Below are 26,755 nucleotides of genomic sequence, written 5' to 3' on the forward strand. Positions count from 1 at the left end.
GAATTTTAAAGGCATTCGATAGTGTCACTCATAAGGCGGGAAGACAGCAAACACCGCCAAACAAACAGTGAGGCAGACATGTTGAACACCAAGATCAAGCCGCAGGCAACTCCGGCAGCAGACGCCCAAGACGAAACCATCCGCGGCCTCTACATGGAATCGCTCCACCTGGTGGAACGCCTTCACCGCCGCCTGCTCGACGTTATCAAGGACGAGTTCGACCGCCAGGGTCGTGACGATGTCAACGCCATCCAGGCGCTCCTGCTTTTCAATATCGGCAATTCCGAACTGACGGCCGGCGAACTGCGCTCGCGTGGTTACTACCTCGGCTCGAACGTATCCTACAATGTCAAGAAGCTGGTGGACCTTGGTTTCATCAATCACCAGCGCTCGCGCATCGACCGTCGCTCTGTCCGCATCAGCCTGACAAAGGCCGGCCAGGACGTCGCCGAAGTTGTCGGCAAGCTCTATGAACGCCATATCGGATCCATCGAGAAGGTCGGCGGCATCGGCGAGGGTGAATTTGCCCAGATGAACAAGCTGCTGCAGCGTCTCGACCGCTTCTGGAACGACTCGATCGCCTACCGCATGTAAGGCGCCGACAAGACGAAGAGCGCTGATCCACCGGCTCTCTCCACGTCTTCCTGCGCTGCGGCATACCAACGACTCCAGTCTTTCCCTCAAAACCGGATGCCTCCCCTGCGCATCCGGTTTTCTGCGTTCCGGAGGGTGGAACAACGGCTCTTCCCGCGCGAAATCCATCACGTTGCAACACGCGCAAGTGAGTGCGGCTCCGATGACAAGAATTGGCCATATTGCTATGACACCGGCAGTGATGACGTAGCGTGGGGGGCGGGACTGTACCCATCTCGAATGCCGGTGCTGATCCTCAGGCAAACACCTTGAGGATCATGGCGGATCCGGTTCTGCGCGACGCTTTGTTAACCCTATCCCTGTAGTCACTTGCAGATGGTGATGCCGGATAACGTGGATCGAATGATGTCGAAAAAGAGCGAATCCGAACTTATGTCCCGCCGGACCGTGTTGCGGTCTGCCGTTGCCTTGGGCGCAGCCTCGCTTGCCGCCCCTGTTCTGGCGCAGGATGCGTTGCAGGGTGTGATTTCCGCGCCGGGCCGTGGCACCTGGGATGATCAGTTCGACGCAAAGGGCGCATCCCGTTCGGCGGTCAATGTCGCGACCAACAATCCTGTTCTCGGGCCGGCTGGCGTCCCCAATATCCAGCAGGCCATTTTCCAGTATCAGGAAATCGTGGCCAATGGCGGCTGGCCGACAGTCAATTCGCAGCAGGTCCTGCGGCTTGGCGTCAGCGATCCGGCCGTGCAGCAATTGCGCCAGCGTCTGATGATTGCCGGCGACCTGCCGCGTGAAGCCGGCATGTCGAATGCATTCGACAGTTATGTCGATGGCGCGGTCAAGCGCTTCCAGTCGCGCCACGGGCTGCCGGCCGACGGCGCACTGGGCGAATATTCGGTAAAGGCGCTAAACATTCCAGCCGATGTGCGTTTGCGCCAGCTGGAAACCAACCTTGTTCGCCTTCAGTCCATGGCCGGTGATCTCGGCCCTCGCTACCTGATGGTCAATATTCCGGCAGCCTATGTGGAAGCCGTCGAGAATGACCGCGTTGCACTGCGCAACACGGCCGTCGTCGGCCGTATCGACCGCCCGACGCATGCGATCAATTCCAAGGTCTACGAGGTCATCCTCAATCCCTATTGGACGGCGCCGCGCTCGATCATCGAGAAGGACATCGTGCCTCTGATGCGCAAGGATCCGACCTACCTGACGCGCAACAATATCCGCCTCTTCGATGGCAAGGGCCAGGAAGTGGCGCCGGAAACCGTGGATTGGAACGCGCCGAAGGCACCGAACCTGATGTTCCGCCAGGATCCGGGCAAGATCAACGCCATGGCGTCGACGAAGATCAACTTCCACAATCCCAATAACGAATATATGCATGACACGCCGCAGCAGGGCCTGTTCAACAAGCTGATGCGTTTCGAATCCTCCGGCTGCATGCGCGTCCAGAACGTGCGCGACCTGGTGACCTGGCTGTTGCGCGATACGCCCGGCTGGGACCGCCAGTCCATCGAGCGCGTCATTGCCGCGCGCGTCAATACGCCGATCAAGCTTGCCCAGGAAGTGCCCGTCTATATCGTCTACATCACTGCATGGTCGGCCAGGGACCGTGTCGTTCAGTTCCGTGATGACATCTACCAGCGTGACGGAAACCAGGAACTGGCACTGCAAACCACCACCGGTATCGAACGGCCTTCGGGCTCGATCGATGACGACATGCTGCCGCAATAAGGCATTTGCTCCTCATCTGACGGATAAACAGCGGCGGGTTGCATCAAAACCCGCCGTTTTCTGTTGTGGGTAACGCCGGGCGGACCGCAGCCGGCGCTCGCGGGCATTGCAGCGTCACGACGCTTCTGTTTCATTGGGTAGTGTTACGCTACCTTGCGCATCGCCCAGCCGAGATCAAAGCCCTTCATGCCCCATCCTTTTCCCCATTGCTGGCAGTCTTACCTGCGCCGTCTCCTACCTTTTCTGCTGCTGCTCGTGGCTTTCGCGCCGCTTTCGCTTCGGGCGCAGGGGCCAGATCCGGAAAATGCGATGTCTGGCTGGGACCAGACGGCTACGCGTGCCGAAGAGGTACTACAGGCCGGCATGGCATCCACCGAAGCGCTGGAGACCTTGCGCGGCGAGCTTGCGGTGCAGCGCAATGACGCCGAGCGCATGGCAAGTGGCGGACAGGTCCAGATCCGGTCGCTGAAGGCCCAGCTTGAAGCACTGGGCGCGCCACCGGCCAAGGACAAGACGGAACCTGCAGCGCTCGCCGCCCGCCGGGCAAGCCTGAATGACGCATTGACACGCGCCGAAGAGCCGGCGCTTGCCGCGCGCCAGGCCTTAGCCCGCGCGGAAGTGCTGATCGAGGAAATCGACCGGGTGATCCGCGGCCGCTCCGCCGTCGATCTTTTCGACAAGAAGCCGTCGCCGCTTTCCCCGTCGAGCTGGAGTGCCGCGGGGCTTGAACTGCGTCACTTCATCGAGACCATGCGCGAGGAGGCGGGTAATCATTCCCCGCCGGCCTCGGATGTGACGGTCTATTTCGAAAACCGCCTGCTGATTGCGCTTGCCATTCTGGCAGCGGTGCTTCTGTTGCCGATCGGGGCCGGGCACTATCTGCTGATCTTCCTCGAAAGGCGGATCAAGGCTGCCCCCAATTCGGTGCGCTTCATTGCCCAGGCGGCAGGCGTTCATCTCATGCGGCTCGTGCTGTCACTGGTGGCGATCGGTTCGCTGCTGGTAGTTCTCAGCCTGCTGGAATGGGGGGTTACCTCGGTCACCCATCTTTCGGCGGGTCTCTTCGGCGTGTCGGTTATCTTCCTGATGGCAAGCTGGATCGGCAATGTGCTGTTTACCCCCAACCAGCCATCGCTGCGGCTTGTCGGTTTGGGCGATAGCCTTGCGCGCATCTGCTATTGGTTATCGATCGCCTTTGCCGCCTCGCTCAGCGTCGAGACGATCATCGACGGTGCCTCCGAGGATTTCAAGTTTTCGCCGGCGGCCTCGGCTGTTCTGCAAGGCTTCAGCATCCTCATCGGCTGCATCGTGCTCACCGGTCTGGCCCAGGTCTTGAAGATGATTGCCCGCGAGACGCGCATGCAGGCGCAAATGCTGGAAGATACGCCGTTCAGCCCGGATTTCTTCCGTATCGCCGGCCGGGTCATGCAGTTTCTGGCGCTGTTGTCGCTGGTTGCGGCAAGCCTTGGCTATGTGGCGCTCGCGCGGGCCTGGCTTTCGCCCACTATGTTGAGTCTCACCATCTTCGGTCTTGCCTTCATTCTGCATCACACGATCATGATGCCGATCCGTGCGGCCATGAGGGACCGCCAGTCAACGATGGAACTTGTCTCCATCCTGGTTGCCTTTCTGATGCTGATGGTCAGCCTGCCGCTGGTGGCCATGGCCTGGGGGGCGCGCGAGGCGGAACTGTCGGAAGTCTGGCGGCTGATCCAGAACGGCATCGATTTTGGTGGCATCCGCTTGTCACCTCGGGTGCTTCTAGTCCTGGCCGGAACCTTTGCGCTCGGCATTTTCCTCACACGCTGGCTGCAGCGCGTATTCGAACGCGTGATCCTGCCCCGCACGCATGTGGATTCCGGCGGCCGCAATGCCATCAAAACCGGCCTTGGCTATACCGGCTTCATCCTCTCGGCTCTGCTGGCGATTTCAGTCGCGGGTCTTGATCTCTCCAACCTCGCCATCATCGCCGGTGCACTCTCCGTTGGTGTCGGTTTCGGCATGCAGACGATCGTCTCAAACTTCGTCTCCGGCATCATCCTGTTGATCGAGCGGCCGATCAAGGAAGGTGATTGGATCGAGGTGTCGGGCTTTTCCGGCACCGTCCGCAAGATTGCCGTACGTTCGACTCGCATCGAGACCTTCGATCGCCATGACGTGATTATCCCGAATGCCGACCTGATTGCCGGCACCGTGAAGAATATGACGCTGAGCTCTCAGATCGGCCGCATGATCATTCCGATCGGCGTGGCCTATGGCTCCGATATTGAGCGGGCCCGCTCGATCATGCTGCAGGCGGCCATGGACCATCCCGATATCTTATCCTATCCCGAACCGGAGGTGTATTTCCGCAATTTCGGCGCCAACGCGCTGGATTTCGAGCTGCGCTGCTTCCTGCGTGATGTGGGGACGGAACTGTCGATCCGCTCCGATCTGCTGTTTACCCTCAACCACAGCTTCGCCGATGCCGGCATCGAGATCCCCTTTGCCCAGAGCGATGTGACGATCCGCAATCTGGACGATATAATGGCACGGCTGACCGCGATGCAGACGGGCAATGTGGCGCAACCGCTCGAACAAGCGCGACAGAAACCATCCGACATCGTTGATTGATCCGCAAATGTCGCTCTGCGTATTGCCCTTCACGGGGCGTGCCGCTAAGACGCCATCGCATCAGTTTCTTCAGGAGCACCGACATGTCGCATAGAGATGCATTCTTCTCCCGTCCGCTGGCCGAATCAGATCCGGCCATCTTTGGCGCGATCGAGAAGGAACTGGGTCGCCAGCGCCACGAAATCGAGTTGATCGCCTCGGAAAACATCGTCTCGCGCGCCGTTCTGGAAGCGCAGGGCTCGATCATGACCAACAAATATGCCGAAGGCTATCCGGGCAAGCGCTACTACGGCGGCTGCCAGTTCGTTGATATTGCCGAAGAGCTGGCGATTGAACGCGCCAAGGAACTGTTTGGCGTCGGCTTTGCCAATGTCCAGCCGAATTCCGGCAGCCAGATGAACCAAGCCGTGTTCCTGGCGCTGCTGCAGCCAGGCGATACGTTCATGGGTCTCGACCTCAATTCCGGCGGTCACCTGACGCATGGTTCGCCGGTCAATATGTCGGGCAAGTGGTTCAACGTCGTATCCTACGGCGTGCGTGAAGACGACAACCAGCTCGACATGGAAGAGGTTGCCCGCAAGGCCGAAGAACACAAGCCCAAGCTGATCATCGCAGGCGGCACCGCCTATTCCCGCATCTGGGACTGGCAGCGCTTCCGTGAGATCGCTGATTCGGTTGGCGCCTATCTGATGGTCGATATGGCTCATATCGCCGGTCTCGTGGCCGGTGGCGTGCATCCGTCGCCGTTCCCGCATTGCCATGTGGCCACCACCACCACGCACAAGTCGCTGCGCGGCCCGCGTGGTGGCATGATCCTCACAAATGATGAGGCGCTGGCCAAGAAGTTCAACTCGGCTGTCTTCCCCGGTCTCCAGGGCGGCCCGCTGATGCATGTGATCGCCGCCAAGGCCGTTGCTTTCGGCGAAGCGCTGCAGCCGGAATTCAAGGAATACGCAGCCCAGGTGGTCAAGAACGCCAAGGTCCTGGCCGATACGCTGATCAAGCACAATCTCGATATCGTCTCCGGCGGCACCGACAACCATCTGATGCTGGTGGACCTGCGCAAGAAGAATGCCACCGGCAAGCGCGCGGAAGGTGCTCTCGGTCGCGCCTTCATCACTTGCAACAAAAACGGCATCCCGTTTGATCCGGAAAAGCCCTTCGTCACCTCCGGCATCCGTCTCGGCACGCCGGCAGGCACGACGCGCGGCTTCAAGGAAGCGGAATTCGCCGAAATCGGTGACCTGATCGTCGAGGTTCTCGACGGCCTGAAGGTCGCCAATTCCGACGAGGGCAATGCGGCGGTGGAAGCGGCTGTGCGCGGCAAGGTCGTTGCACTGACCGACCGTTTCCCCATGTACCCCTACCTGTAAGGGCATTTACGCGGATGCGCTGTCCCTATTGCGGTTCCGAAGACACACAGGTCAAGGATTCGCGTCCGGCGGAGGATTTTACCTCCATCCGCCGGCGGCGCATCTGCCCAGATTGCGGCGGTCGCTTCACCACTTTTGAGCGCGTGCAACTGCGCGAACTCATGGTGACGAAGAAGACCGGCCGCAAGGTTCCCTTCGACCGCAACAAGCTTGTGCGGTCGTTTCAGATTGCGCTGCGCAAGCGTCCGGTCGACAATGACCGTATCGAGCGGGCCGTCTCCGGCATCGTGCGCCGGCTGGAAAGCTCCGGCGAAAGTGAGATTTCCTCCGAACAGATCGGCCTTCAGGTGCTTGAAGCGCTGAAAAGTCTCGATGATGTGGCCTTCGTGCGCTATGCGTCGGTCTATCGTGATTTTTCCCATGCGGAAGATTTCGAGAAGGTGATTGCCGAAATCAGCGCCCGCATCGGTCGCGATAGCAAGGTGGAGCCTTAAGCCATGGCCGCCACGCCGCAGGACGAGCGGTTCATGGCGGCGGCCATCCGCCTGTCGCGCCAGCATACAGGACTGACCTCCACCAATCCGTCCGTCGGCTGCCTCATCGTCAAGGATGGGGTGATTGTTGGCTCTGCCGTCACCGCGATTGGCGGGCGCCCGCATGCCGAAACCCAGGCGCTGGCTGTGGCCGGTGAGGCCGCCCGTGGCGCCACGGCTTACGTGACGCTGGAGCCCTGCTCGCATTATGGCCGCACGCCGCCCTGCGCCAATGCGCTCGTAGCGGCCGGCATTGCCCGCGTCGTCGTCTCTCTTACCGATCCCGATCCGCGCGTCTCCGGCCGTGGCCTTGGCATCCTGCGCCAGGCCGGCATCACGGTCGAGACCGGTGTGCTGGAAGGCGAGGGGAGCCAGGCCCTTTCCGGCTATCTGATGCGCCAGATGAAGGCGCGCCCGCATGTCACTCTGAAACTTGCCGTTTCCAGCGATGGCATGATCGGCCGCCACGGCGCCGGACAGGTGGCGATTACCGGTCCTGTCTCGCGCGCCCAGGTGCATGGTCTTCGCGCCCGCACGGATGCCATTCTGGTTGGCATCGGCACCGCCATTGCCGATGATCCGGAACTGACTGTCCGGCTGCGGGGTCTGGAAGACCGCTCACCCATTCGCATCGTGCTTGATCGTCACCTGCGCCTGCCGCTCGCCTCCAAGCTTGTAAAGACGGCAAGGGATGTGCCGGTGATCGTGGCGGTCGTGTCGTCACCCCCCTCTGTCCTGCCGGACATCTCCCCCTCAAGGGGGGAGATCGGCTCGCTGTCTGCGTCTCACTCCTCATTGAATATCGAACGCGCTGCCACCGCATCTTCGCCAGTTGGTGCGCAAGACGTTGCATCCCTGTTCTCCCCCCTTGAGGGGGAGATGCCCGGCAGGGCAGAGGGGGGCGAACTGGCGCCATCCACAGAGATGACCGACTTTGCCATCCGCCGCGAAAAGTTGACGGCAGCCGGTGTCGAGATCCTCGAGGCGGCCGATCTGCCGGCACTCATGACGCAACTGGCTGCGCGCGGCATCTCGTCGCTTCTGGTGGAAGGTGGGGCGTCCGTGGCGCGCTCCTTCCTCGATGCTGGCCTGATCGACCGCATCCTATTGTTTGAAGGTCCGGGCGAGATCGGCGAGGGCGGCATTGAATCGCCGCTGACGCACAACGATATGGCCAAGGATTACAAATCCGTTCGCCGCAGCCGCTTCGGCGATGACTGCTGCTTCGACTATGAGAGGGAATTTCAATGTTCACAGGTATTGTGACGGATGTCGGCACGGTTTCGGAAATTCTGCCGCTGGACGAAGGCATTCGCCTGCGCGTCAACACCGCCTATGATCCGGCCGGCATCGCGATCGGCGCGTCTATCTCGCATTCAGGCATCTGCCTCACCGTGACCAGGCTTGCCGGTGCCGGCAGCAATGAGCGCTGGTATGAGGTCGAGGCCTGGGAAGAGGCGCTGCGGCTCACCACGATTTCTTCCTGGAGCGTCGGCACGCGGATCAATCTGGAACGGGCGCTGAAGATCGGCGATGAGCTTGGCGGCCACATCGTTTCCGGCCATGTGGATGGCAAGGCGGAAGTCCTGTCGATCACCCATGAGGGTGAGGCGGTGCGCATCCGCCTGCGGGCACCGGACGCTCTGGCCCGCTTCGTGGCGCCCAAGGGTTCCGTGGCGCTTGATGGAACCTCGCTGACGGTCAATGCCGTGGATGGCGCCGATTTCGACGTGCTCCTCATCCGCCACACGTTGGAAGTCACCACCTGGGGCGGCCTGAAAGCTGGCGATTTCGTCAATTTCGAAGTCGACACCATGGCGCGCTATGCCGCCCGGCTCGCGGAATTTCCCGTCGCCGGGTAACGCCTACCGGCTGCAACGTTAAGCTTATGGTCCTATTCCTGCGTCCGGCGCAGGGCTGCTGCGATGAAAATCGCTTGCCAAGCCGCGCTGGCCGTGGTTTGACCGCGCCAATTCCCAACAGCTTATTTCGCAGCATTGCGACCAGGACGAACCATGACCGATTCATCGAAGCCCCACCTCCTTATCGTCGAAGCGCGTTTTTACGATGACATGGCCGATGCCCTGCTCGACGGCGCGACCTCGGCGCTGAAGGAGGCGGGTGCCACCTTCGACGTGATCACGGTTCCCGGCGCGCTTGAAATTCCGCCGGCCATTGCCATGGCGCTCGATGCCGCCGAACAGGGCGGTGTCAATTATGATGGCTTTATCGCGCTCGGCATGGTCATCCGGGGCGAAACCTATCATTTCGATATCGTCGCCAATGAATCCTCGCGTGCGCTGATGGATCTCGCCGTGTCGGAATCGCTGGCCATCGGCAATGGCATCATGACCGTCGAGAATGACGAACAGGCCTGGGCACGGGTGAAGAAGAGCGACAAGGACAAGGGCGGCTTCGCAGCCCGCGCTGCGCTCACCATGATCGACCTGCGTGAAAAACTGGGCGGCTGAACCATGGCGAAGGACCTGCAGCAGCCGGTGAAACCGGCAAACCAGCGGGGCGCTGCGCGCCTTGCCGCCGTTCAGGCACTCTATCAGATGGATATTGGCGGCACCGGCGTTCTGGAAGTCGTGGCCGAATATGAGGCGCATCGGCTGGGCCAAGAGCTGGATGGCGAGACCTATCTGAAGGCCGATCCGTCCTGGTTCCGCTCCATCGTCGCCGGCGTCGTGCGCGACCAGACGAAGATCGATCCGCTCCTGCGTGCCTCGCTGCTGGAAAGCTGGCCCCTGTCGCGTATCGATTCCACCCTGCGCGCCATCCTGCGCGCCGGAACCTTCGAGATCGTCGAGCGCAAGGATGTGCCGGTGGCCGTCATTGTCACCGAATATGTCGAGATCGCCCAGGCCTTCTTCGAGGGCGAAGAGCCGAAGATCGTCAATGCGGTTCTCGACCGGATTGCCAAACAGGTCCGAACAGAGACTGCCAAGTAACGGAAAGAGTTACCTATCATGGACAGTGCAGGGGGCAATGGACTGGAGCGGCAGCTGAGTGCCGCCAAGCGCAATGTCTTCCTGCTCGCCGGCGCCCAGGCTGTTCTGGGCTCGGCCGCGCCTCTGTCCATCTCCGTCGGTGCGCTGGCCGGCTATCAGTTGCTGGCGGATGACAAGTCGCTGGCCACCGCGCCGATTACCGGCTTTAATATCGGAACGGCGCTTGGCGCCATCGGCATCGCCATCCTGTCCCGCTTTCTCGGTCGTCAGACTGCCTTCATGGTCGGCGCCTTTCTGGGGGCAAGCGGCGGTGCGCTGGCGGCTATCGCGCTGTTTCAGGCCAATTTCTGGCTGTTTGCCTTTGCCCTGATGCTGATCGGCGTCTCCGGCGGCTTTACCCAGAAGATCCGCTTTGCGGCCGCCGACGCCTCGCCATCGCTCTACAAGCCCAAGGCGATATCCTGGATCCTTGGCGCCGGCATCATTTCGGCCGTCATCGGTCCGCAGCTTGCCATCTGGGCGAAGGATGTTTTCGCGCCCGTCACCTTTGCCGGCACATTCGTGGCACTTGTGCCTTTGTGTCTCGGTGCCATCGCCATCCTGGCTTTCCTCAAATTGCCGGAAATGGTCAAGGCGACAGCGCATTCGGAGCCTGCGCGCCCCTTGCGCGAGATTGTTATGACGCAGCGTTTCGCTACCGGCATGCTCTGCGGCATCGGCACCTATGCGCTGATGACCTTCGTGATGACCGGCGCGCCGCTGGCCATGGTCATCGGCTGCGGTTTCCCGACGGAACTTGCGACGCTTGGTATCCAGTGGCACGTGCTGGCCATGTTCGGCCCCAGCTTCTTCACCGGCATGATCATCGCCCGGTTGGGAGCAGAACGAGTCGTGGCGCTCGGCCTCGTCACGCTGATGGGCTGCGCCGTGATTGCCCATATGGGCATCGAGCTGTGGAATTTCTGGGCGGCACTCGTTCTTCTCGGCATCGGCTGGAATTTCGGCTTCATCGGCTCCACCGCCATCATCGCCTCCACCTATCGGCCGCAGGAGGCCGACAAGGTGCAGGGTTTCCACGATATCATCCTGTTCGGCACGGTGGCGCTCGCCTCCTTCTCGTCCGGCAAGGTGTTCACCACGCTCGGCTGGTCCTTCATGAACCTGTTCATCTGGCCGGTCGTCATCGTCTGCCTCATCCTGATCGGTCTGCTCATCCTGCGCAGCCGTCCTGCAAGCGCTGCCTGAGCCGTTTGATCTCTGTCACGGACTTTATTCCTCGTCACACGTAGCTTCTTCGTCACCCTTGTCGGTTGAGCCCTTGACGCCATTTTCCTGTCACCGCAATCTCGCGGTCAGAACGGCGGCCTGAGTTCCTGGGGAGGAGAACGGCTCGTGGTTCCACGCCGACGCAATTTTTGCGGTCGGTCCATTGGGAGAGGAACAATCGTATGACAGTGATACTGGGTGTGATCGTCTGCGGCCTGTTGTCGGTCGTCTATGCCGGCTGGGCCACACGGTCTGTGCTGGCTGCGGATCAGGGCAATCCGCGTATGCAGGAAATCGCCGGCTATATCCGGGAAGGCGCGCAGGCCTATCTGACGCGCCAGTACATGACCATTTCCATCGTCGGCTTCGTGGTTGCCATCGGCACCTGGCTCCTCCTGTCCGGATTGGCTGCCATCGGCTTCATCATCGGCGCAGTGCTTTCGGGCGCCGCCGGCTTTATCGGCATGCATGTCTCGGTGCGCGCCAATGTGCGCACCGCTCAGGCCTCCTCGCACAGCCTGGCTGCAGGCCTTGATATCGCCTTCAAGTCCGGTGCCATTACCGGCATGCTGGTGGCGGGTCTCGCCCTTCTCGGCGTGGCGATCTATTACGCGCTGCTCGTCTATGGCCTGGGCCATGCGCCGGCCTCGCGCGCAGTCATCGATGCGCTGGTGGCGCTCGGCTTCGGCGCCTCGCTCATCTCCATCTTCGCCCGTCTTGGCGGCGGCATCTTTACCAAGGGTGCTGATGTCGGCGGCGATCTGGTCGGCAAGGTCGAGGCCGGCATTCCGGAAGACGATCCGCGCAACCCGGCCACGATTGCCGACAATGTCGGCGACAATGTCGGCGATTGCGCCGGCATGGCGGCGGATCTGTTTGAAACCTATGCGGTCTCGGTCGTTGCCACCATGGTTCTGGCAGCTATCTTCTTTGCCGGCGTGCCGCTGCTGGCCGATATCATGCTCTATCCGCTGGCGATCTGCGGCGCCTGCATCCTCACGTCCATTGCCGGCACTTTCTTCGTCAAGCTCGGCACCAATGGCTCGATCATGGGGGCGCTCTACAAGGGGCTGATCGCCACCGGTCTGCTGTCGATTGTCGGCCTGGCTGCCGCCACCACCGTCACCATCGGCTGGGGCTCCATCGGCACGGTGGCCGGCATGGATATCACCGGCGCCAATCTCTTCCTCTGCGGTATTCTCGGCCTGGTGGTCACGGCGCTCATCGTCGTCATCACCGAATATTATACCGGCACCAACAAGCGCCCGGTCAATTCCATCGCCCAGGCCTCCGTTACCGGCCATGGCACCAATGTCATCCAAGGTCTCGCCATTTCGCTGGAATCGACCGCTCTGCCGGCCATTGTCATCGTTGGCGGCATCATCTCCACCTATCAGCTGGGTGGTCTGTTCGGCACCGGCATTGCCGTCACCACCATGCTCGGGCTTGCCGGCATGATCGTGGCGCTTGATGCCTTCGGCCCGGTCACCGACAATGCCGGCGGCATTGCCGAAATGGCCGGCCTTCCGCCGGAAGTGCGCAAATCCACCGATGCGCTGGATGCGGTGGGCAATACGACCAAAGCGGTCACCAAGGGCTATGCCATCGGTTCGGCAGGTTTGGGCGCCCTGGTTCTGTTTGCGGCTTACGCCAATGACCTCAGCTACTTTGCCGCCCATGGCGCACAATATCCTTACTTTGCCGATGTCGGCGAAATCTCCTTCAGCCTGGCCAATCCTTACGTAGTCGCCGGCCTCATCTTCGGCGGTCTCATTCCCTATCTGTTCGGCGGCATGGCAATGACGGCGGTCGGAAGGGCGGCAGGCTCCATCGTCGAGGAAGTGCGCAAGCAGTTCCGCGAACATCCAGGCATTATGGCCGGCACCGAAAAGCCGGATTATGGCCGGGCGGTGGATATTCTGACCCGTGCTGCCATTCGCGAAATGATCCTGCCCTCGCTGCTGCCGGTTCTGGCACCCATCGTCGTTTATTTCGGCGTGCTGATGATTTCCGGCTCCAAGGCGTCTGCCTTTGCAGCGCTTGGCGCTTCACTGCTCGGCGTCATCATCAACGGTCTGTTCGTGGCCATCTCCATGACGTCTGGCGGCGGCGCCTGGGACAATGCCAAGAAAAGCTTCGAGGATGGTTTCGTCGACAAGGACGGCACAAGGCACATGAAGGGATCGGATGCGCACAAGGCGTCCGTGACCGGCGATACGGTGGGTGACCCTTACAAGGATACTGCCGGCCCCGCCGTCAATCCGGCGATCAAGATCACCAATATCGTCGCCCTGCTGCTTCTGGCCGTTCTCGCCGCCTGAGCGGCCACCACAGATGCCTCAAACGAGAAGAACCCGCGGAGCGATCCGCGGGTTCTGGTTATCTGGTAATGATGGCATGACCGAAAGGATCAGTTGCCGCCCATCATGTTGCGGAAGGCCGCAGCGCCGCCGCCTGCAGCCCCTGCGCCGCCCGACAGCAATTGTTGCAGGAAGGTGAGGTCGCGACCGCCGGTCGGCGTCGTGCGCGAGATCGTGTCGAAGACCTTGCCGTCCTGCAGCGTATAGCTCGCGCGGCGGGCAACGGTGCCCTGCTTGTTGAAATAGATGGCAACCACGGTTTGTTCGACCAGCCTGGGCTTCATGAACGCGACCGGGCGCGAGCGCTTCTGCGAAATATAGTAGAAAACTTCGCCATCGAATGTCGCGGTCGTCGAGGGCGTGCCTAGGGAGAGAAGGACCTGCTCGCGGCTGGCGCCTTCCGGCACGAGATCAAGTGAGCCCTTGTCGAGCACATAGCCGTTATAGATCGTTTCGCCGATGCCCGTGGTGCAGCTGGAAAGCGCGAGCGATACGCATACCGCAAGGACAGCGGCCTTCCCCATCTTGTTCACGTCAGACCCAAACACGCGCTTCTTCAACACCCTGTCCTCATGTGTATCTCGCCGGCCAAGCTTATCGTCTCCCTGCTGGAATAGCATTGTGGCTATTCCGCGAACAGAGCGACGGCAACCATGCCCCTCCGGAGCATTTGTACCGGCCGGGCGCCTCCGACGCCGCTGCGGCATTGCAATTCGTGCCTGCTTCGGTAAACCAGCTTTGGTTTCCATGCAACAACGCTGGCCGGGCCAGCCGTCGGTTTGGCGACGAAGAGTGCGGGCTTTCATGATATTTGGGCTGTTCGGCAAGAAAAATAGCAACCGGATCATCGTTGACCGGCAGTACGCGGCCTTGACTTCGGCCGCCCGGCTACCTTTGTTCTATACAGATATGGACGTACCCGACACGGTGATGGGCCGTTTCGAGATGCTGTCCATCGTGATGATTCTGTTCTTTCGCCGCACCACGGCCTCGGCCACCAGCGGTCAGGAACTGGCGCAGGAGATTGTCGATGCCTTTTTTCAGGATATCGATCACTCCATTCGCGAGCTTGGTGTCGGCGACCAGAGCGTGCCGAAGCGGATGAAAAAACTCGCCGGCATGTTCTTTGGGCGGGCGGAAGCCTATGGAGCAGCCCTGGCTGCAAGGGACGAAGCGCTGCTTGCGGCAGCGCTGGTTCGCAACATACATCCGCAGGAAGAGGCGCCGCCTTCAATGCTGGCCCTGTCGCGCTGGATGATAAAGGCTGAGGCCGCACTGGCGGTCATGCCGGAAGATAGAATTGCGCGTGGCGATCTTTCGATGCCCGCGCCAGATGAATGAGAGAGACGGGGACGACAGTGAAGGAACATCATGACCAGGCGCGTCCGCCATTTTCCTATCCCGTCAAGGTTGGCAATATTTCCGCCAATCCGGTGACCGTGAAGGTGGAGGCGGACGTGCGCGAGCGCGCAGCGCTGGCTGCACTCTGGAGGGTCGTTTCCGTCGAGGAACTGGCGGCAGAGATGCAGATCGGTCGCTGGAAAAAGGACGGCGTGCGCGTCAAGGGCAAGGTCAAGGCGCGCCTCGTCCAGGCCTGCGTCGTGACGCTGGAGCCGGTCGATAGCGTCATTGAAGAGGAATTCGAGCAGATCTTCGTGCCGGAAGGCTCCAAGCTTGCCCGTCTCGTGACCGGCGGCGACACAGCCGAAATGGTTCTCGACCCGGATGGGCCGGATGCGCCGGAGCTGTTTGTCGGCGATACGATCGATGCCGGCGAGACGGTTGCCGAGTTCGTGGCGCTTGGAATCAATCCCTATCCGCGCAAATCCGGCGTCGATTTTTCCGATCATATCGAGTCCGATGAGACCACGGATGAGGGCAAGCCCAATCCGTTTGCGGTGCTCAAGGACTGGAAAACCAAGGAATAGAGTTTGCATTTCGCCGGCAATGAGTTGTATGGGGCGGCGAGAACAGTATTTTGGCCGCGGTGCGACCAGGCGCGGGACAGAAGGACCAGGAACGCGTGATCAGAATTTCTCTTGATGCGATGGGCGGCGACCACGGTCCCTCCGTCGTGATTCCAGGCGCTGCCAAGGCGCTGGAGCGCCATCCGGACGTGACCTTTCTCATCTTTGGTCGCAAGGATGAATGCGAGCCGCTGATTGCAAAATATCCCAAGCTGAGGGATCGCTCGACATTTTTCGATTGCGACGTCTCTGTCGCCATGGATGAAAAGCCGAGTGCTGCCCTTCGGCGCGGCCGCTATGTGTCTAGCATGTGGCGCTCGATCGAGGCGGTGAAGACCGGCGAGGCCGATGCGGTCGTCTCTGCCGGCAATACCGGCGCGCTGATGGCCATGGCGAAATTCTGCCTGCGCACCATGGCCAATATCGAACGGCCCGCCATTGCCGGCATCTGGCCGACACTGCGCGGCGAAAGCATTGTTCTGGATATTGGCGCCACCATCGGCGCCGATGCCCAGCAGCTTCTGGATTTCTCGCTGATGGGCGGCGCCATGGCGCGCGCTCTGTTTGAGATCGAAAGCCCGACCGTCGGCCTGCTCAATGTTGGGGTCGAGGAGGTTAAGGGCCAGGAAGAGGTGCGTGAGGCCGGTCGCATGATCCGCGAGGCCAATCTCTCCACTATCACCTATCACGGCTTTGTCGAAGGCGATGATATCGGTCGCGGCGTGGTGGATGTGGTGGTCACGGAAGGCTTTACCGGCAATATTGCGCTGAAGACCGCCGAAGGTACGGCCAAGCAGATTGCCGAGCTGTTGCGGGCAGCCATGTCGCGCACGCTGATGGCCAAGATCGGCTATCTTTTCGCCAAGGGCGCCTTTGATGCGCTGCGCGAGAAGATGGATCCGCGCAAGGTGAATGGCGGCGTCTTCCTTGGTCTCAACGGAATCGTGATCAAAAGCCATGGTGGCACCGATGCGGAAGGTTATGCCTCTGCCATAGATGTGGGCTACGACATGGCCCGGAATGGCCTCAACGATAAGATCGCCCAGGATTTGAAAACATATCACGCTCGCCGCCTGCCGCCGGCAGGTCCTGAAGAAGCAGCGTGAGCACAGGAATTTATCGAACATGATCCGGTCAGTGGTTCGCGGGTTTGGGTCAGCACTGCCGAAGCGTGCTGTGCCCAACAAGGAATTGGAAAACATCGTCGAGACGTCGGACGAATGGATCGTGCAGCGCACGGGCATTCACCAGCGCTACATCGCCGGCGAGGGCGAAACGACGGCGTCGCTGGGCGAGCAGGCGGCGCGTGCAGCGCTCGACAATGCCGGTCTGACACCGGCCGATATCGATCTGGTAATTGTCGCGACCTCGACGCCGGACAACACCTTTCCGGCCACTGCCGTCAATATTCAGAATCGTCTCGGTATGGCGCATGGCTATGCGTTTGATGTGCAGGCCGTTTGCACCGGCTTCGTCTATGCCATGGCAACAGCCGATGCGCATCTGCGCGCCGGCCTTGCCAAGCGGGCGCTGGTCATTGGGGCGGAAACTTTTTCGCGCATCCTCGACTGGAATGACCGCACCACCTGCGTGCTGTTTGGCGATGGCGCCGGCGCGCTGGTGCTGGAAGTGCAGGAAGGCGAGGGCACGATTGCCGATCGCGGCGTGCTGACGGCGCATCTGCGCTCGGACGGCGCGCACCGGGAAAAGCTCTATGTCGATGGTGGTCCCTCCACCACCGGCACTGTCGGCCATCTGCGCATGGAAGGCCGTGAAGTGTTCAAATATGCCGTCGGCATGATTACTGATGTTATCGAAGCCGCTTTCAAGGCGACCGGCACCACGGCAGAAGATCTCGACTGGCTGGTTCCGCACCAGGCCAACCGGCGAATCATCGACGGATCGGCCAAGAAGCTCGGCATCCCGCTCGAGAAGGTCGTGGTCACCGTCGATATGCATGGCAACACGTCTGCAGCCTCTATCCCGCTGGCGCTCTCGGTCGCAGCCGCAGACGGACGCATCAAGCAGGGCGATCTGGTGATGCTGGAGGCCATGGGCGGCGGCTTCACCTGGGGTGCGCTGCTCGTTCGCTGGTAATCTCGTATTTACAAGCGCTTGACCCTAGCCAACAACACACTTAATGTTCGCCTCATTGATGAACAATGAACGTTGATGGGCGGGGGTCATGGCCGGCAAGACAGTGACACGGGCAGACTTGGCGGAGTCGGTCTTTCGCAAGGTCGGACTCTCCAGAACGGAATCGGCGGAGCTCGTCGAGACCGTGATCGACGAGATCTGTAACGCCATCGTACGAGGCGAACTCGTCAAGCTTTCGTCGTTCGCAACCTTCCAGGTGCGGGCGAAGAACGAGCGCATCGGGCGCAATCCGAAGACCGGCGAAGAAGTGCCGATTTCGCCGCGCCGGGTGATGACTTTCAAGGCATCCAATGTGCTGAAGCAGCGTATCCTCAAGTCGCATTTGGCCCGCAAGGCCAAGCAGAAGCCGGCCAATCCGGCGGTGTGAGACGCAACTGCAATACGCCTGTTCATCATCTGTTTCGGCGCTTGAAATCTCCAGCATAAACCGTTGAAATACGGCCCAAGGTCGTATTGACGCAGCGTGAGTCGGCTGAAGGCTGTGTTGCGCCAGTGCACAAGAAGGCGAATCGTTCGGCGCCCTTAAGGGCCGTGACGATTCCGGGAGATGAAGACGTGGAAAAGAGCCCCGACGCCTTTCGCACCATCAGCGAAGTTGCCGATGACCTCGATTTGCCGCAGCATGTGCTACGCTTTTGGGAAACCCGCTTTCCGCAGATCAAGCCGATGAAGCGCGGCGGCGGTCGTCGCTATTATCGCCCGGAAGACGTCGATCTGCTGAAGGGCATCCGCCACCTCCTCTATGATCACGGCTATACAATCAAGGGCGTGCAGAAGCTCTTGAAGACCAATGGCAACAAGTTCGTCACCGCCATTGCATCGGGCGATATGGCGACGATGGAAGCCATCATGGCGGCCAATAGCGACCGCCAGAGCGAGCCGAAGGTTAGCGGCGGCGAGGATGACCAGATCGTCGGGCGCCCGAAGGCCAAGCCCAGTGGCCGTTTCTTCGGCTTTGGCGGCTCAAACGATGATGACGACCTGGAAGTGACGATCGGCAAAAGCTCGATCGGCAAGGAAGATCGGGCCCTATTGCAGGAAGCGCTTTTCGACCTTCTGGAATGCAAACGCCTGCTTGATCAGGTGCGGTGAGGCCGGTTTTCGCCCGGCAGTAATGATGATCGCCTGGCCGTTTCGCTCATCGTTTTGGGTGCTGCGTTGACCTGTGCGGGCGGTGGCCCCATATTTAGGCTAGGAATTTCGAGGTGGGAACGGCCTGCCCACGCACCCGCAAGGGGTTGGTAGCCGAAAGGCGAAGAGATTCAGGAGCTTGGCAGCCTGGCGGAAATAGAAAGCCCCGCTTTACGCGCAAGCCCTTAACCGAAATGTGGAATACTTTGTGTCGCAAATTTCCTTCGCGAGACTGCGACTTATGCGAGCGAGTTTTGCCACAGAGGTTCCCCTGAATAATCGGCGGGCCCGATTTTGTCGCTTAACTCAGCCAGACCGAACAAAAACTCGCCTTCGAGAAATTTCATTAGAACGTGATGCTAACAGTGCCGTCATATCTCGCACGCAGTAGCATCAGCTTTTCCATGGGTGCCGCGCTGCAGAACAAGATTCTGCAGCGCAAAGTTCAAACTGAGTTTTCGGACGGCCTGCAGGATTATTGCGAGCGATTTTGCGTTCCTGTTTGTGAGTCATCATCGTTGTAAGGTAGGCATCGGGCGGATGAACCATCGCAGATGGCTAACAACCCAGCATCCCTCTCAATTAAGGGACAAGCACAGCCTTTTCGCCATGGTCACTTTCAAACGCCATCGCTTGCTCAATGTTCTCGAAGCTGAATTCCCGACCGATCTTGGTCATGAACAAGGAATCATCGATCACTCCGGCGAGCTCATCCAACGCCGCCGCTAGTTGATGCGGATCCTTGACAGCTTTACTTTCGTAAACTCTGAACCTCCGCATGGTTATGTTCTTGGCCATAATCAGAGATGTCGGGAATGACACAGACACAGGGCCCCCTAGGAACCCGTAGACGTAAATCGTTGTATCCATCGGCAAGATTGGGGCAATGCGGCTGATCAGTTCGCCTCCAACGCCATCGAATACGGCGGTGGTTGCCATTTTTGCCGCTATTACCGCCAACTCGCGTTCAAAGTTTTCGCCGTTCAAAGCAAGGACCTGTTGCGTATCGCATTCGGGAAACTGCTGCTCAGCCGAGGCGGCGCGCACCACGAAGACCGCTGGTACATTCCACCGGCGAGCGATAGACGCCAGGGCTCTGGCGGTCGCCGAGCGCCCGGCCGTAACGACAACGCCTCGATGGCCAGCGGACCGAACCTCCGAGAGAAAGGCATAGGCCGTCATGATGTTGACAAGCGAACCGCTGTAGTCGCGCGGCCGGACATCCGCCGGCAAGGCAACGCAGCATGTATAAGGAACCTGTGCCCGTTCGCACCAGAGTCCTATCGTTTCCGGGCTCCTGCTCAGCGATTTATAGACCGCCACCGTCCTGCCAAGCAGACCGGCTGGAACGCCGGGTCCGATGGCGATGACAACCCCCGCGCCAGACGCGCCCCACACATCGTAACGGCTGGTGGGAACGACATTGCCTCCGGCAAGTGGCCCCGCCAGGAATGCCTTGTCTCCGTGATTGATTGCGGCTGAGTCCATATCGATGAGCACGTGGCCAACAGGCGGGTCGGTTGGGAGGGGTACGTCACGAACTTCAAGTCCGCGCGTCGATGTTACACAAATGGCCTTCATAGCAAATCCTTCGGCTTCGGATGTGTGAAGGATATTTTATCTTTAGTATTGATAAAGATTGGTAATTTGCGTTACTGAACGGACAAAATGTCCTTAATTGAGGTCCCATGGAAAGCCTGAGCGCCATCGCTGCCTTCATTCATACCTCCGAACAACAGAGTTACGTGGCCGCCGCTCGCATTATGGGATTGTCACCGTCGGCTGTCGGAAAGGCAGTGGCTCGCCTCGAAAAACGCCTGGGCGTGCGGCTGTTTCACCGTACGACACGCAAAATGAGCCTGACGGAGGCCGGCGCGGTATTTTACGAGCGATGCAAGCGCATTGTCGACGATCTTGGAGATGCTGAAGCAACGATTCTGCAAAGTAGAGATAATCCGGCAGGGCGATTACGCGTCAGCATGCCCCATATTTTCGGGCATCATCTGTTCATGCCAATCCTGCCAATTTTCGTACGCTCGTTTCCTGACATCGAGTTGGATGTCGATTTCGAGGACCGGGTCGTCGATCTTGTTGCGGATGGTGTGGATATCGTCGTGCGCAGCGGCGAAATGGCCGATAGCGGGTTGATCGCCCGCACCCTTTGCCAGCAGCACTTTGTCGTTTGCGGTAGTCCGGATTACCTTTGCCGTCGAGGCAGACCACAGATGCCGGCTGATTTGACTGAGCACGCTTGTGTTCATTTCAAATACCCGTCTAGCGGTCGGGTTGCTCCCTGGGCATTCAAAGCTCCCCACGAGCGGCTTATCCTGCCTAGAGCGCTGACATTCAACAATACGGATGCTGGATTACAGGCAGCTTTGGCAGGGCTGGGGTTGGCCCACTTACCCGTTTACGTCGCGGAGCCATATATTCAGAATGGCGGACTGATTCCGGTTCTCACATCCTTTATGGTGCCGCTCGGATCACTTTCTCTCGTCTGGCAGTCAAGTCGCCAGCTTTCCCCAAAGGTTCGGGCTTTTGCGGATTTTGTGATTGAGCATATGGCATCCCAAAGTCGCACCTTCAAAGATGCAGTGACTGTCTCGCGAAATTCTTAAATAAAGCGACAGTTTTGCGAACGATTTTTTTGAAATCGCAAGACCAACGTTTTGCCTCAGGTGAGGGGCGAATGCTTCAAGAAGATATTTCCCGCAAGATAAGTCGCTCCAAACACCATGCCACAAGCGGATCTGGCACCCGTATCTAATGGGATTCCACATTTCGGTGAGGGACTGGGCTTTACGCGGGGTAAATATTGTCCGCCGCACAACAAAAAAGACGGCTTTCACCGACTTCTGTCTGTCTCGTCTGAAATCAGTGTGACTGGGATTTCAAGGGATAATTGGTCGGGGCGGCCGGATTTGAACCGACGACCCCTTGACCCCCAGTCAAGTGCGCTACCGGGCTGCGCTACGCCCCGACCCGCTTCTTTCGAAGCACGTTCTCCATACTGACTTGACGTTGCCGGTGCAAGAACAAAGTAGCCGGCTGGGGAAAACTTGTTGAGCGGTGTCGTGTCTGCGCCGGAATGGCAAAGCCGTGTCTGGCACAGGCAGCCAACAGGTCCGGCGCAAAGCAGGGCAGGGGTGCCCTTGCTCAGCGATAGAGCGGCGTGCGCGTCGCGTTCATCAGCAGTTCCTGTTCAGAAGCAAATGGGCCGAGCAGCTTTTGCAGACGGTTTTCCTCGCGCATATCAAGGCGATAACGCTTGGCGAATTCGCTGACGTTCCAGACCTTCTTATAGCCGGGCATATCTGCTGGCTGCGGTTCGAGATGAATGCTCATGTCTTGTCCCCCACGCTCCGGTTATCAATGAATGACGCCAAGGCTTGATTGTTCCCAACCAAATTTGCACTTATATAGTTTATGAAGTGCAAATATACTGTCCTTGATGCGCGTCAATTTTCCTCGACTTTGACACCGTCGCTGGTGATGCTCATCTCGACGCCCTTCGGCTTTGTCTCTTCGCGCACGACATAGGCGCCAAGCCCGACGACGGCGACGACCAGCGCGCCGATAACGAGATAGAGACTATTGCTGCGGACCATGGGATACTCCTTGATATTCTTCGGAATGCGACGTTCAACGCCGATGTCGAAGATATGTTCCAGGAGTTTCGTCAGATGCGGCAATCTGGCCTCAAAGCTCAACCATCATTGGCGGAACTGAGGCTTTCCGGTCGCATGCCTTCATCGCCGGCACGCAATCGAAGGCGCAGGCCGGGACCGACGCCCGGATCATCCTCGCCGGGCCTCAGAAAGACGATCCCACGCATTTCCAGCGTCTGACGAAGCCGGGTGAGGGCCTGCATGTCGCCGGCATTCTCGCCGCGCTCGATGGCTGAAATGCTGGCGGCGGAGAGCCCGCTTTCGCTGGCAAGGATGTCGATGGAGAGATCTACCATGGCGCGCGCTGCGCGGATTTGCTGTGCTGTGATCATGAGACATGATCTGGCCCCTGGAGCGGCAAGGTCAAGGGCCGTGGTGCTCCAGAGCCTAAGCGAGCCTGTGTTTTTCCCGCTGGAAGCGCCATTCCAGCGCATGGCAGCCCCAAATCACGCCAAACAGCAAATACATATGCCGCCAGTGGTCGAGGTCGATGACATTGCCGATCAGCGCATGGCCTGCAAGGACGATCCAGGCGATCATCAGATAGGGTTGCCAGGGGCGCTCGCGCAGAAGTGCTCGAAAGCCGATGATCAGCGTTGCCCAGATCAGCGTCACATAGGCGACAAAGCCGAGCCATCCATAGGTGGTGAGCGACTTCAGCCAGACATTGTGCTCGTCCTCGCCAAACATCTTGCCGAGCACCATGGGGCCGAGGCCGAGAGGCCGTTCCATGGCCATCAGGAAGCCGATCTTGTGGCGCTCGAAGCGGCCAAGCCGTGCGCCGTCATATTCCTGCACCAGCTTGGCGCGGTTGAGGAAGAGATCGGAGACTTTTTTAGACTGCATGGCGCCGCCGATGGCCAGCATCAGCAGAAGGACGGCGGCTATCGACAGCGTGAAGATTTTCAGCCGGAAGGCGGCGGTGCGCTCTTTCAGAAGCATTACAATGACCAGCGCCAGGGCAGAAAACAGGAACAGGCCCCAGGCGGCACGGGAAAAAGACAGGAAGATGCCGAGCACCAGCACCAGAAGACCGGCGACATAAAGCGGCGAGCGGGCCAGTGAGTCGGACAGCAGGCGATACATCAGATAGAGGGCAGGGGCGACCAGATAGGGACCGAAAACATTGGGATCCTGGAAGGCACCCTTGGCGCGATCATAGAGTGTAAAAACTTCTGCCCCTGGAAAGGCGTGGAAATACCCCAGAATGCCGAGGATCGACGTGATGGTGGCGCCTGCCACCCAGGCCTGGAAGATCAGCTTCAGGCGCTGATGCCCATCTTCGATGATGGCGGCATAAAATACCGATGTCAGCGCTAGAAACAGCGAGACGGCGATATACATCGGACCGCCGGACATGTCGGCCATCACGGTCAGCGACAGCATTCCGCCAATGTTGAAGACGAGCAGCAGGATGAGCAACGGCGCCACGGCGCGCGAGATCTTTAGCCCCAGCAGGAACCAGATGGCGATCTGCACCACCAGCATCAGTTCGTAAGGGGCAGGTTCGGAAATGACGAAGCCGGACAGGAAGACGCCGAAGGCCACCATGGCCGAGCCGATGATGCGTACGGCCGCCAGTTGCGGGTTGAAGGGGCGATGCCCGCTATCGACGACCGCGCTCAATAGGCATTCTCCGTGTTGAGAAGCCGGATTGGCGTCAGAACCAGGATTTTCAGGTCCAGCCAGAGCGACCAGTTTTCGATATAGTCGAGATCATAGGCGGTGCGGGCGCGGATCTTTTCGTCGCTGTCCAGCTCGCCGCGCAGACCGTTGATCTGCGCCCAGCCGGTCACGCCGGGCTTCACCCGGTGGCGGGCAAAATAGCTTTCCACCACATCCACATATTTGCGATCGCCGGTCTGGGCATGCACGGCGTGCGGGCGGGGTCCAACCAGCGAAAGTTCGCCGCGCAGTGCGTTGATGAATTGCGGCAATTCGTCGAGCGAGGATTTGCGCAGGAAGCGACCAACCGGGGTCACGCGCGGATCGTTCTTGGTCACGGCGCGCTTGGCTGTCGGATCGCTCAGCTCAGTATACATCGAGCGGAATTTCAAAACATTGATGACTTCGTTGTTGAAGCCGTGGCGCTTCTGTACGAAGAGCACCGGCCCCTTGGATGTGGTCTTCACGGCAATCGCGCAGCCAAGCATCACCGGCCACAGAAGCGATAGGGCAATCAGCGAAAACGCCACGTCGAAAATGCGCTTGGCAACCGAATCCCAGTCGCGCAGCGGCTTGTCGAAAATGTCGAGCATCGGCACCGTGCCGACATGGCTATAGGCGCGCGGGCGAAAGCGCAGGCGATGGGCATGGGCTGCCAGCCGGATATCGACCGGCAGAACCCAGAGCTTTTTGACCAGTTGCAGGATGCGCTGTTCGGCCGAGGCAGGCAAAGCGATGATCAGCATGTCAATGCGCGCCAGCCGGGCAAATTCCACCAGTTCGCCGAAAGTGCCGAGCTTGGGATAGCCCGCAACCATATCGGGAGAACGCGCGCTGCTGCCGCGATCATCGAAAATGCCGCAGATGCGGATGTCATTGTCTGCCTGCTGTTCAAGCGCCCGCACCAGGTCCTTGGCCGGTTGTCCGCCGCCGACAATCACGGCGCGGCGTTCCATGATGCCGTTGCGTGACCAGTTGCGAATACCAAAGGCAATGGTGAGCCGCAGGACAATGAGAGTGACGATGCCGGCGATATACCAGCCGATCAACTGTCCTGCCGGCAGGAGAAGATCGGTCAGCGCAGTTGTGCCCTGGACCAGGAGGAAAGCGGCGCTCCAGGCAATCAGCATCCGGTGCAATTGACGGCGCGGCAGGCGCAAGGTCGGGATCTGGTAGCCGTCCGCCACCTGAATGAACAGCACCGTCAGCGCCGACAGCGTCACATTGACGAGAAGATGCAGGAAAAACGCCGTCTGCCCGTCAAAGCCGGAAAAAAGGCCGGCTAGCAGGCCGATAACGGTTAAGAGGAGGAATTCGAACAGGCGAAACTGACCGATCAGCAGGGATGGCGTCGTGTTGATATCGCGGAACTGTTCGGCGATCTGGCGCGCGAAGGCGTTGAGTTCGGGTACCGGTTCCTGCGGGCCGGATGGGCTGCGATCGTAAAATTCCGCCACCTTACGGCGCAGTGCGTCAACGTCCAATTCTTCCTGCTTTGCCGGCTCGCTCATCGCAAGGATCCCATCCGTCGGTCAGGCGCATCGGGCAGACTGTGCCATTTTGCGCAATGACCAGCGTTATCAGGAAGATACTAAGAAAGCTTTGAGCTAACCAGTCCCTGGTAGAGATCAAGCATCTGTTGCGCCATCGCGGAGGAGGAAAAGACCGTCTTGAAGGCGTCCGGGCGCGGCATGACGCGGGCCTGCCAGTCGGGCGACTGCAACACGTCCAGCATCAGGCGGGAAAGGTCTGTCGGATCGCCGGGAATGGCAAGTGCTGCACTGTCGGTGCCCAGCACTTCCGGTATGCCGCCGACGCGGCTGGCAATCACCGGCTTTTCGGCCGCTAGCGCTTCCAGCACAATGTAGGGCATGGCTTCGGCACGCGAGGGTACGATGATGGTGCGTGACAGCGCAAAGGCCTCGCGGGCCGGCATGGCATCGAGCAGCGCCACTCGATCGGTCAGGCTGCGCTCTGTCAGTATTGCGCGGTAGCGCTGCTTGTCGGGGCCGTCGCCTACCATGGTGGCGGAGAGGCGGCGCCCCAGCGCTTTTTCCGTAGCCATGAAGGCATCGATGAACACGTCCGGCCCTTTGAGGTCGCGCATCATGCCGATATAGAGGAAATCGCGGGCATCCGGCGCAAGGGCAACCGGCGCAAATTCTGCCTCGGTAATGCCGTTATAGATGACTTGCGAGGGGATGCGCGGCGCGCCGACCTTTTGCGAATAGGTGCGGCGTTCGTAATCGCAGACGAACACCAGTTGATCGCAGAAGCGTTCGAGGAAGCGCTCAAGCCGCAACACCGCCTGGCCGGCGGGTGTTGCCCTGTCATAATGCAGGCTGCCGCCATGCGGTGAATAGAGGCGGGCTACGCAATACCTGTTCACCCGCAGGAGTGAGCCGATGAGCCGTGCCACAACGCCACCCTTGGCGCCATGTCCGTGCAGAACATCAGGCTGCAAACTTTTGATATGCTTGTAACTGGCGTAAAGTGCCGCCAGGTCGGTCGGGCTGATCGAGCGGCGGATCGGCAGCCGGATCAGACCCAGCGCCAGATGCGGTTCAATCGCTGCAAACAGCCTTTCCTCATGCGCTCCGCCGGTCGAACTGTCGCAGAGAATGCCCACCTGGTGGCCGGCCTTTGCATGTTCTTCGACGAGATCCCGGACATGCCGGAAAATGCCGCCAATCGGCGAGCGAAAACAGTGGATGATCTTGAGAGGCGTTGCGGCAGCCAT

The 26,755-nt window shown here is 59.9% G+C and carries 26 protein-coding genes and 1 tRNA gene; 18 read left to right on the forward strand and 9 right to left on the reverse strand.

Features of this window, described 5'->3' with window-relative positions; genetic code table 11:
- The first annotated feature begins 81 nt into the window (after positions 1-81).
- From E8M77_RS23055 to E8M77_RS23105, 11 genes are all read left to right on the forward strand, one after another.
- A complete protein-coding gene (locus tag E8M77_RS23055) occupies positions 82-594 on the forward strand; it encodes a MarR family winged helix-turn-helix transcriptional regulator (RefSeq protein ID WP_137133087.1) in 513 nt (170 codons plus the stop codon).
- Between the two features lie 405 nt (positions 595-999).
- Positions 1,000-2,328, forward strand: a complete 1,329-nt coding sequence (locus E8M77_RS23060; protein ID WP_137132946.1) for a L,D-transpeptidase family protein — start codon at positions 1,000-1,002, stop codon at positions 2,326-2,328.
- 309 nt (positions 2,329-2,637) lie between these two features.
- Complete coding sequence (locus tag E8M77_RS23065; RefSeq protein ID WP_170975975.1) at positions 2,638-4,941, forward strand: DUF3772 domain-containing protein; 2,304 nt, start codon at positions 2,638-2,640, stop codon at positions 4,939-4,941.
- Positions 4,942-5,024: 83 nt separating this feature from the next.
- Positions 5,025-6,314, forward strand: a complete 1,290-nt coding sequence (gene glyA, locus E8M77_RS23070; protein WP_137132948.1) for a serine hydroxymethyltransferase — start codon at positions 5,025-5,027, stop codon at positions 6,312-6,314.
- A gap of 14 nt (positions 6,315-6,328) precedes the next feature.
- Entirely contained in the window at positions 6,329-6,808 is a 480-nt protein-coding gene (nrdR, locus tag E8M77_RS23075) for a transcriptional regulator NrdR (protein WP_137132949.1), read from the forward strand.
- A 3-nt stretch (positions 6,809-6,811) separates the two neighbouring features.
- On the forward strand, positions 6,812-8,113 hold the full coding sequence (ribD, locus tag E8M77_RS23080; protein ID WP_137132950.1) for a bifunctional diaminohydroxyphosphoribosylaminopyrimidine deaminase/5-amino-6-(5-phosphoribosylamino)uracil reductase RibD: 1,302 nt from the start codon (positions 6,812-6,814) through the stop codon (positions 8,111-8,113).
- The gene (locus E8M77_RS23085) at positions 8,095-8,709 is read left to right on the forward strand and encodes a riboflavin synthase (protein ID WP_137132951.1); all 615 of its coding nucleotides are present in this window, start codon (positions 8,095-8,097) and stop codon (positions 8,707-8,709) included. Before ribD ends, E8M77_RS23085 begins: the two co-directional genes overlap by 19 nt.
- A 153-nt stretch (positions 8,710-8,862) precedes the next feature.
- Positions 8,863-9,318: a 6,7-dimethyl-8-ribityllumazine synthase gene (gene ribH, locus E8M77_RS23090; protein ID WP_137132952.1), complete on the forward strand. Its 456-nt coding sequence runs from the start codon at positions 8,863-8,865 to the stop codon at positions 9,316-9,318.
- Between the two features lie 3 nt (positions 9,319-9,321).
- The gene (gene nusB / locus E8M77_RS23095; RefSeq protein WP_137132953.1) at positions 9,322-9,801 is read left to right on the forward strand and encodes a transcription antitermination factor NusB; all 480 of its coding nucleotides are present in this window, start codon (positions 9,322-9,324) and stop codon (positions 9,799-9,801) included.
- A gap of 18 nt (positions 9,802-9,819) precedes the next feature.
- A complete protein-coding gene (locus E8M77_RS23100; RefSeq protein ID WP_137132954.1) occupies positions 9,820-11,046 on the forward strand; it encodes an MFS transporter in 1,227 nt (408 codons plus the stop codon).
- A 203-nt stretch (positions 11,047-11,249) separates the two neighbouring features.
- Positions 11,250-13,388, forward strand: coding sequence for a sodium-translocating pyrophosphatase (locus E8M77_RS23105; protein ID WP_137132955.1), 2,139 nt, complete (start codon positions 11,250-11,252; stop codon positions 13,386-13,388).
- 89 nt (positions 13,389-13,477) lie between these two features.
- On the opposite strand, the gene E8M77_RS23110 is transcribed toward E8M77_RS23105, so the two are convergent.
- Positions 13,478-13,951 carry an outer membrane protein assembly factor BamE gene (locus E8M77_RS23110; protein ID WP_137133088.1) on the reverse strand — a complete coding sequence of 158 codons (474 nt, stop codon included), beginning with the start codon at positions 13,949-13,951 and terminating at the stop codon, positions 13,478-13,480.
- 223 nt (positions 13,952-14,174) lie between these two features.
- Between E8M77_RS23110 and E8M77_RS23115 the strand changes: the two genes are divergently transcribed.
- From E8M77_RS23115 to E8M77_RS23140, 6 genes are all read left to right on the forward strand, one after another.
- Positions 14,175-14,768, forward strand: a complete 594-nt coding sequence (locus E8M77_RS23115) for a ubiquinol-cytochrome C chaperone family protein (protein WP_137132956.1) — start codon at positions 14,175-14,177, stop codon at positions 14,766-14,768.
- 17 nt (positions 14,769-14,785) lie between these two features.
- Entirely contained in the window at positions 14,786-15,355 is a 570-nt protein-coding gene (locus tag E8M77_RS23120) for a DUF177 domain-containing protein (RefSeq protein WP_246659370.1), read from the forward strand.
- Between the two features lie 95 nt (positions 15,356-15,450).
- Positions 15,451-16,500 carry a phosphate acyltransferase PlsX gene (plsX, locus tag E8M77_RS23125; RefSeq protein ID WP_137132958.1) on the forward strand — a complete coding sequence of 350 codons (1,050 nt, stop codon included), beginning with the start codon at positions 15,451-15,453 and terminating at the stop codon, positions 16,498-16,500.
- 19 nt (positions 16,501-16,519) lie between these two features.
- Entirely contained in the window at positions 16,520-17,491 is a 972-nt protein-coding gene (locus E8M77_RS23130; RefSeq protein ID WP_137132959.1) for a beta-ketoacyl-ACP synthase III, read from the forward strand.
- Between the two features lie 88 nt (positions 17,492-17,579).
- Complete coding sequence (locus tag E8M77_RS23135; protein WP_137132960.1) at positions 17,580-17,918, forward strand: integration host factor subunit alpha; 339 nt, start codon at positions 17,580-17,582, stop codon at positions 17,916-17,918.
- A gap of 188 nt (positions 17,919-18,106) precedes the next feature.
- Positions 18,107-18,643 carry a MerR family transcriptional regulator gene (locus tag E8M77_RS23140; protein ID WP_137132961.1) on the forward strand — a complete coding sequence of 179 codons (537 nt, stop codon included), beginning with the start codon at positions 18,107-18,109 and terminating at the stop codon, positions 18,641-18,643.
- 621 nt (positions 18,644-19,264) lie between these two features.
- Here E8M77_RS23140 and E8M77_RS23145 read toward each other — a convergent pair.
- Complete coding sequence (locus tag E8M77_RS23145; protein ID WP_137132962.1) at positions 19,265-20,263, reverse strand: Zn-dependent oxidoreductase; 999 nt, start codon at positions 20,261-20,263, stop codon at positions 19,265-19,267.
- 107 nt (positions 20,264-20,370) lie between these two features.
- On the opposite strand from E8M77_RS23145, the gene E8M77_RS23150 reads away from it, so the two are divergent.
- On the forward strand, positions 20,371-21,300 hold the full coding sequence (locus tag E8M77_RS23150; RefSeq protein WP_137132963.1) for a LysR family transcriptional regulator: 930 nt from the start codon (positions 20,371-20,373) through the stop codon (positions 21,298-21,300).
- Between the two features lie 285 nt (positions 21,301-21,585).
- Here the strand turns inward: E8M77_RS23150 and E8M77_RS23155 are convergent.
- The 7 genes from E8M77_RS23155 to E8M77_RS23185 all read right to left on the reverse strand — a co-directional run bounded on the left by E8M77_RS23155 (position 21,586) and on the right by E8M77_RS23185 (position 26,755).
- Positions 21,586-21,662, reverse strand: a tRNA-Pro gene (locus E8M77_RS23155).
- A gap of 176 nt (positions 21,663-21,838) precedes the next feature.
- A complete protein-coding gene (locus E8M77_RS23160; RefSeq protein ID WP_137132964.1) occupies positions 21,839-22,027 on the reverse strand; it encodes a hypothetical protein in 189 nt (62 codons plus the stop codon).
- Between the two features lie 113 nt (positions 22,028-22,140).
- The gene (locus tag E8M77_RS23165) at positions 22,141-22,374 is read right to left on the reverse strand and encodes a hypothetical protein (RefSeq protein WP_137132965.1); all 234 of its coding nucleotides are present in this window, start codon (positions 22,372-22,374) and stop codon (positions 22,141-22,143) included.
- A gap of 14 nt (positions 22,375-22,388) precedes the next feature.
- Positions 22,389-22,682, reverse strand: a complete 294-nt coding sequence (locus tag E8M77_RS23170; RefSeq protein ID WP_137132966.1) for a helix-turn-helix transcriptional regulator — start codon at positions 22,680-22,682, stop codon at positions 22,389-22,391.
- A gap of 55 nt (positions 22,683-22,737) precedes the next feature.
- The gene (locus tag E8M77_RS23175; protein WP_246659371.1) at positions 22,738-23,976 is read right to left on the reverse strand and encodes an O-antigen ligase family protein; all 1,239 of its coding nucleotides are present in this window, start codon (positions 23,974-23,976) and stop codon (positions 22,738-22,740) included.
- Positions 23,973-25,526: an undecaprenyl-phosphate glucose phosphotransferase gene (locus tag E8M77_RS23180; protein ID WP_137132967.1), complete on the reverse strand. Its 1,554-nt coding sequence runs from the start codon at positions 25,524-25,526 to the stop codon at positions 23,973-23,975. The genes E8M77_RS23175 and E8M77_RS23180 overlap by 4 nt, the downstream gene beginning before the upstream one ends.
- 80 nt (positions 25,527-25,606) lie before the next feature.
- Positions 25,607-26,755, reverse strand: a complete 1,149-nt coding sequence (locus tag E8M77_RS23185) for a glycosyltransferase family 4 protein (RefSeq protein WP_137132968.1) — start codon at positions 26,753-26,755, stop codon at positions 25,607-25,609.

Source organism: Rhizobium sp. FY34 (assembly GCF_005222845.1).
GTDB lineage: Bacteria > Pseudomonadota > Alphaproteobacteria > Rhizobiales > Rhizobiaceae > Neorhizobium.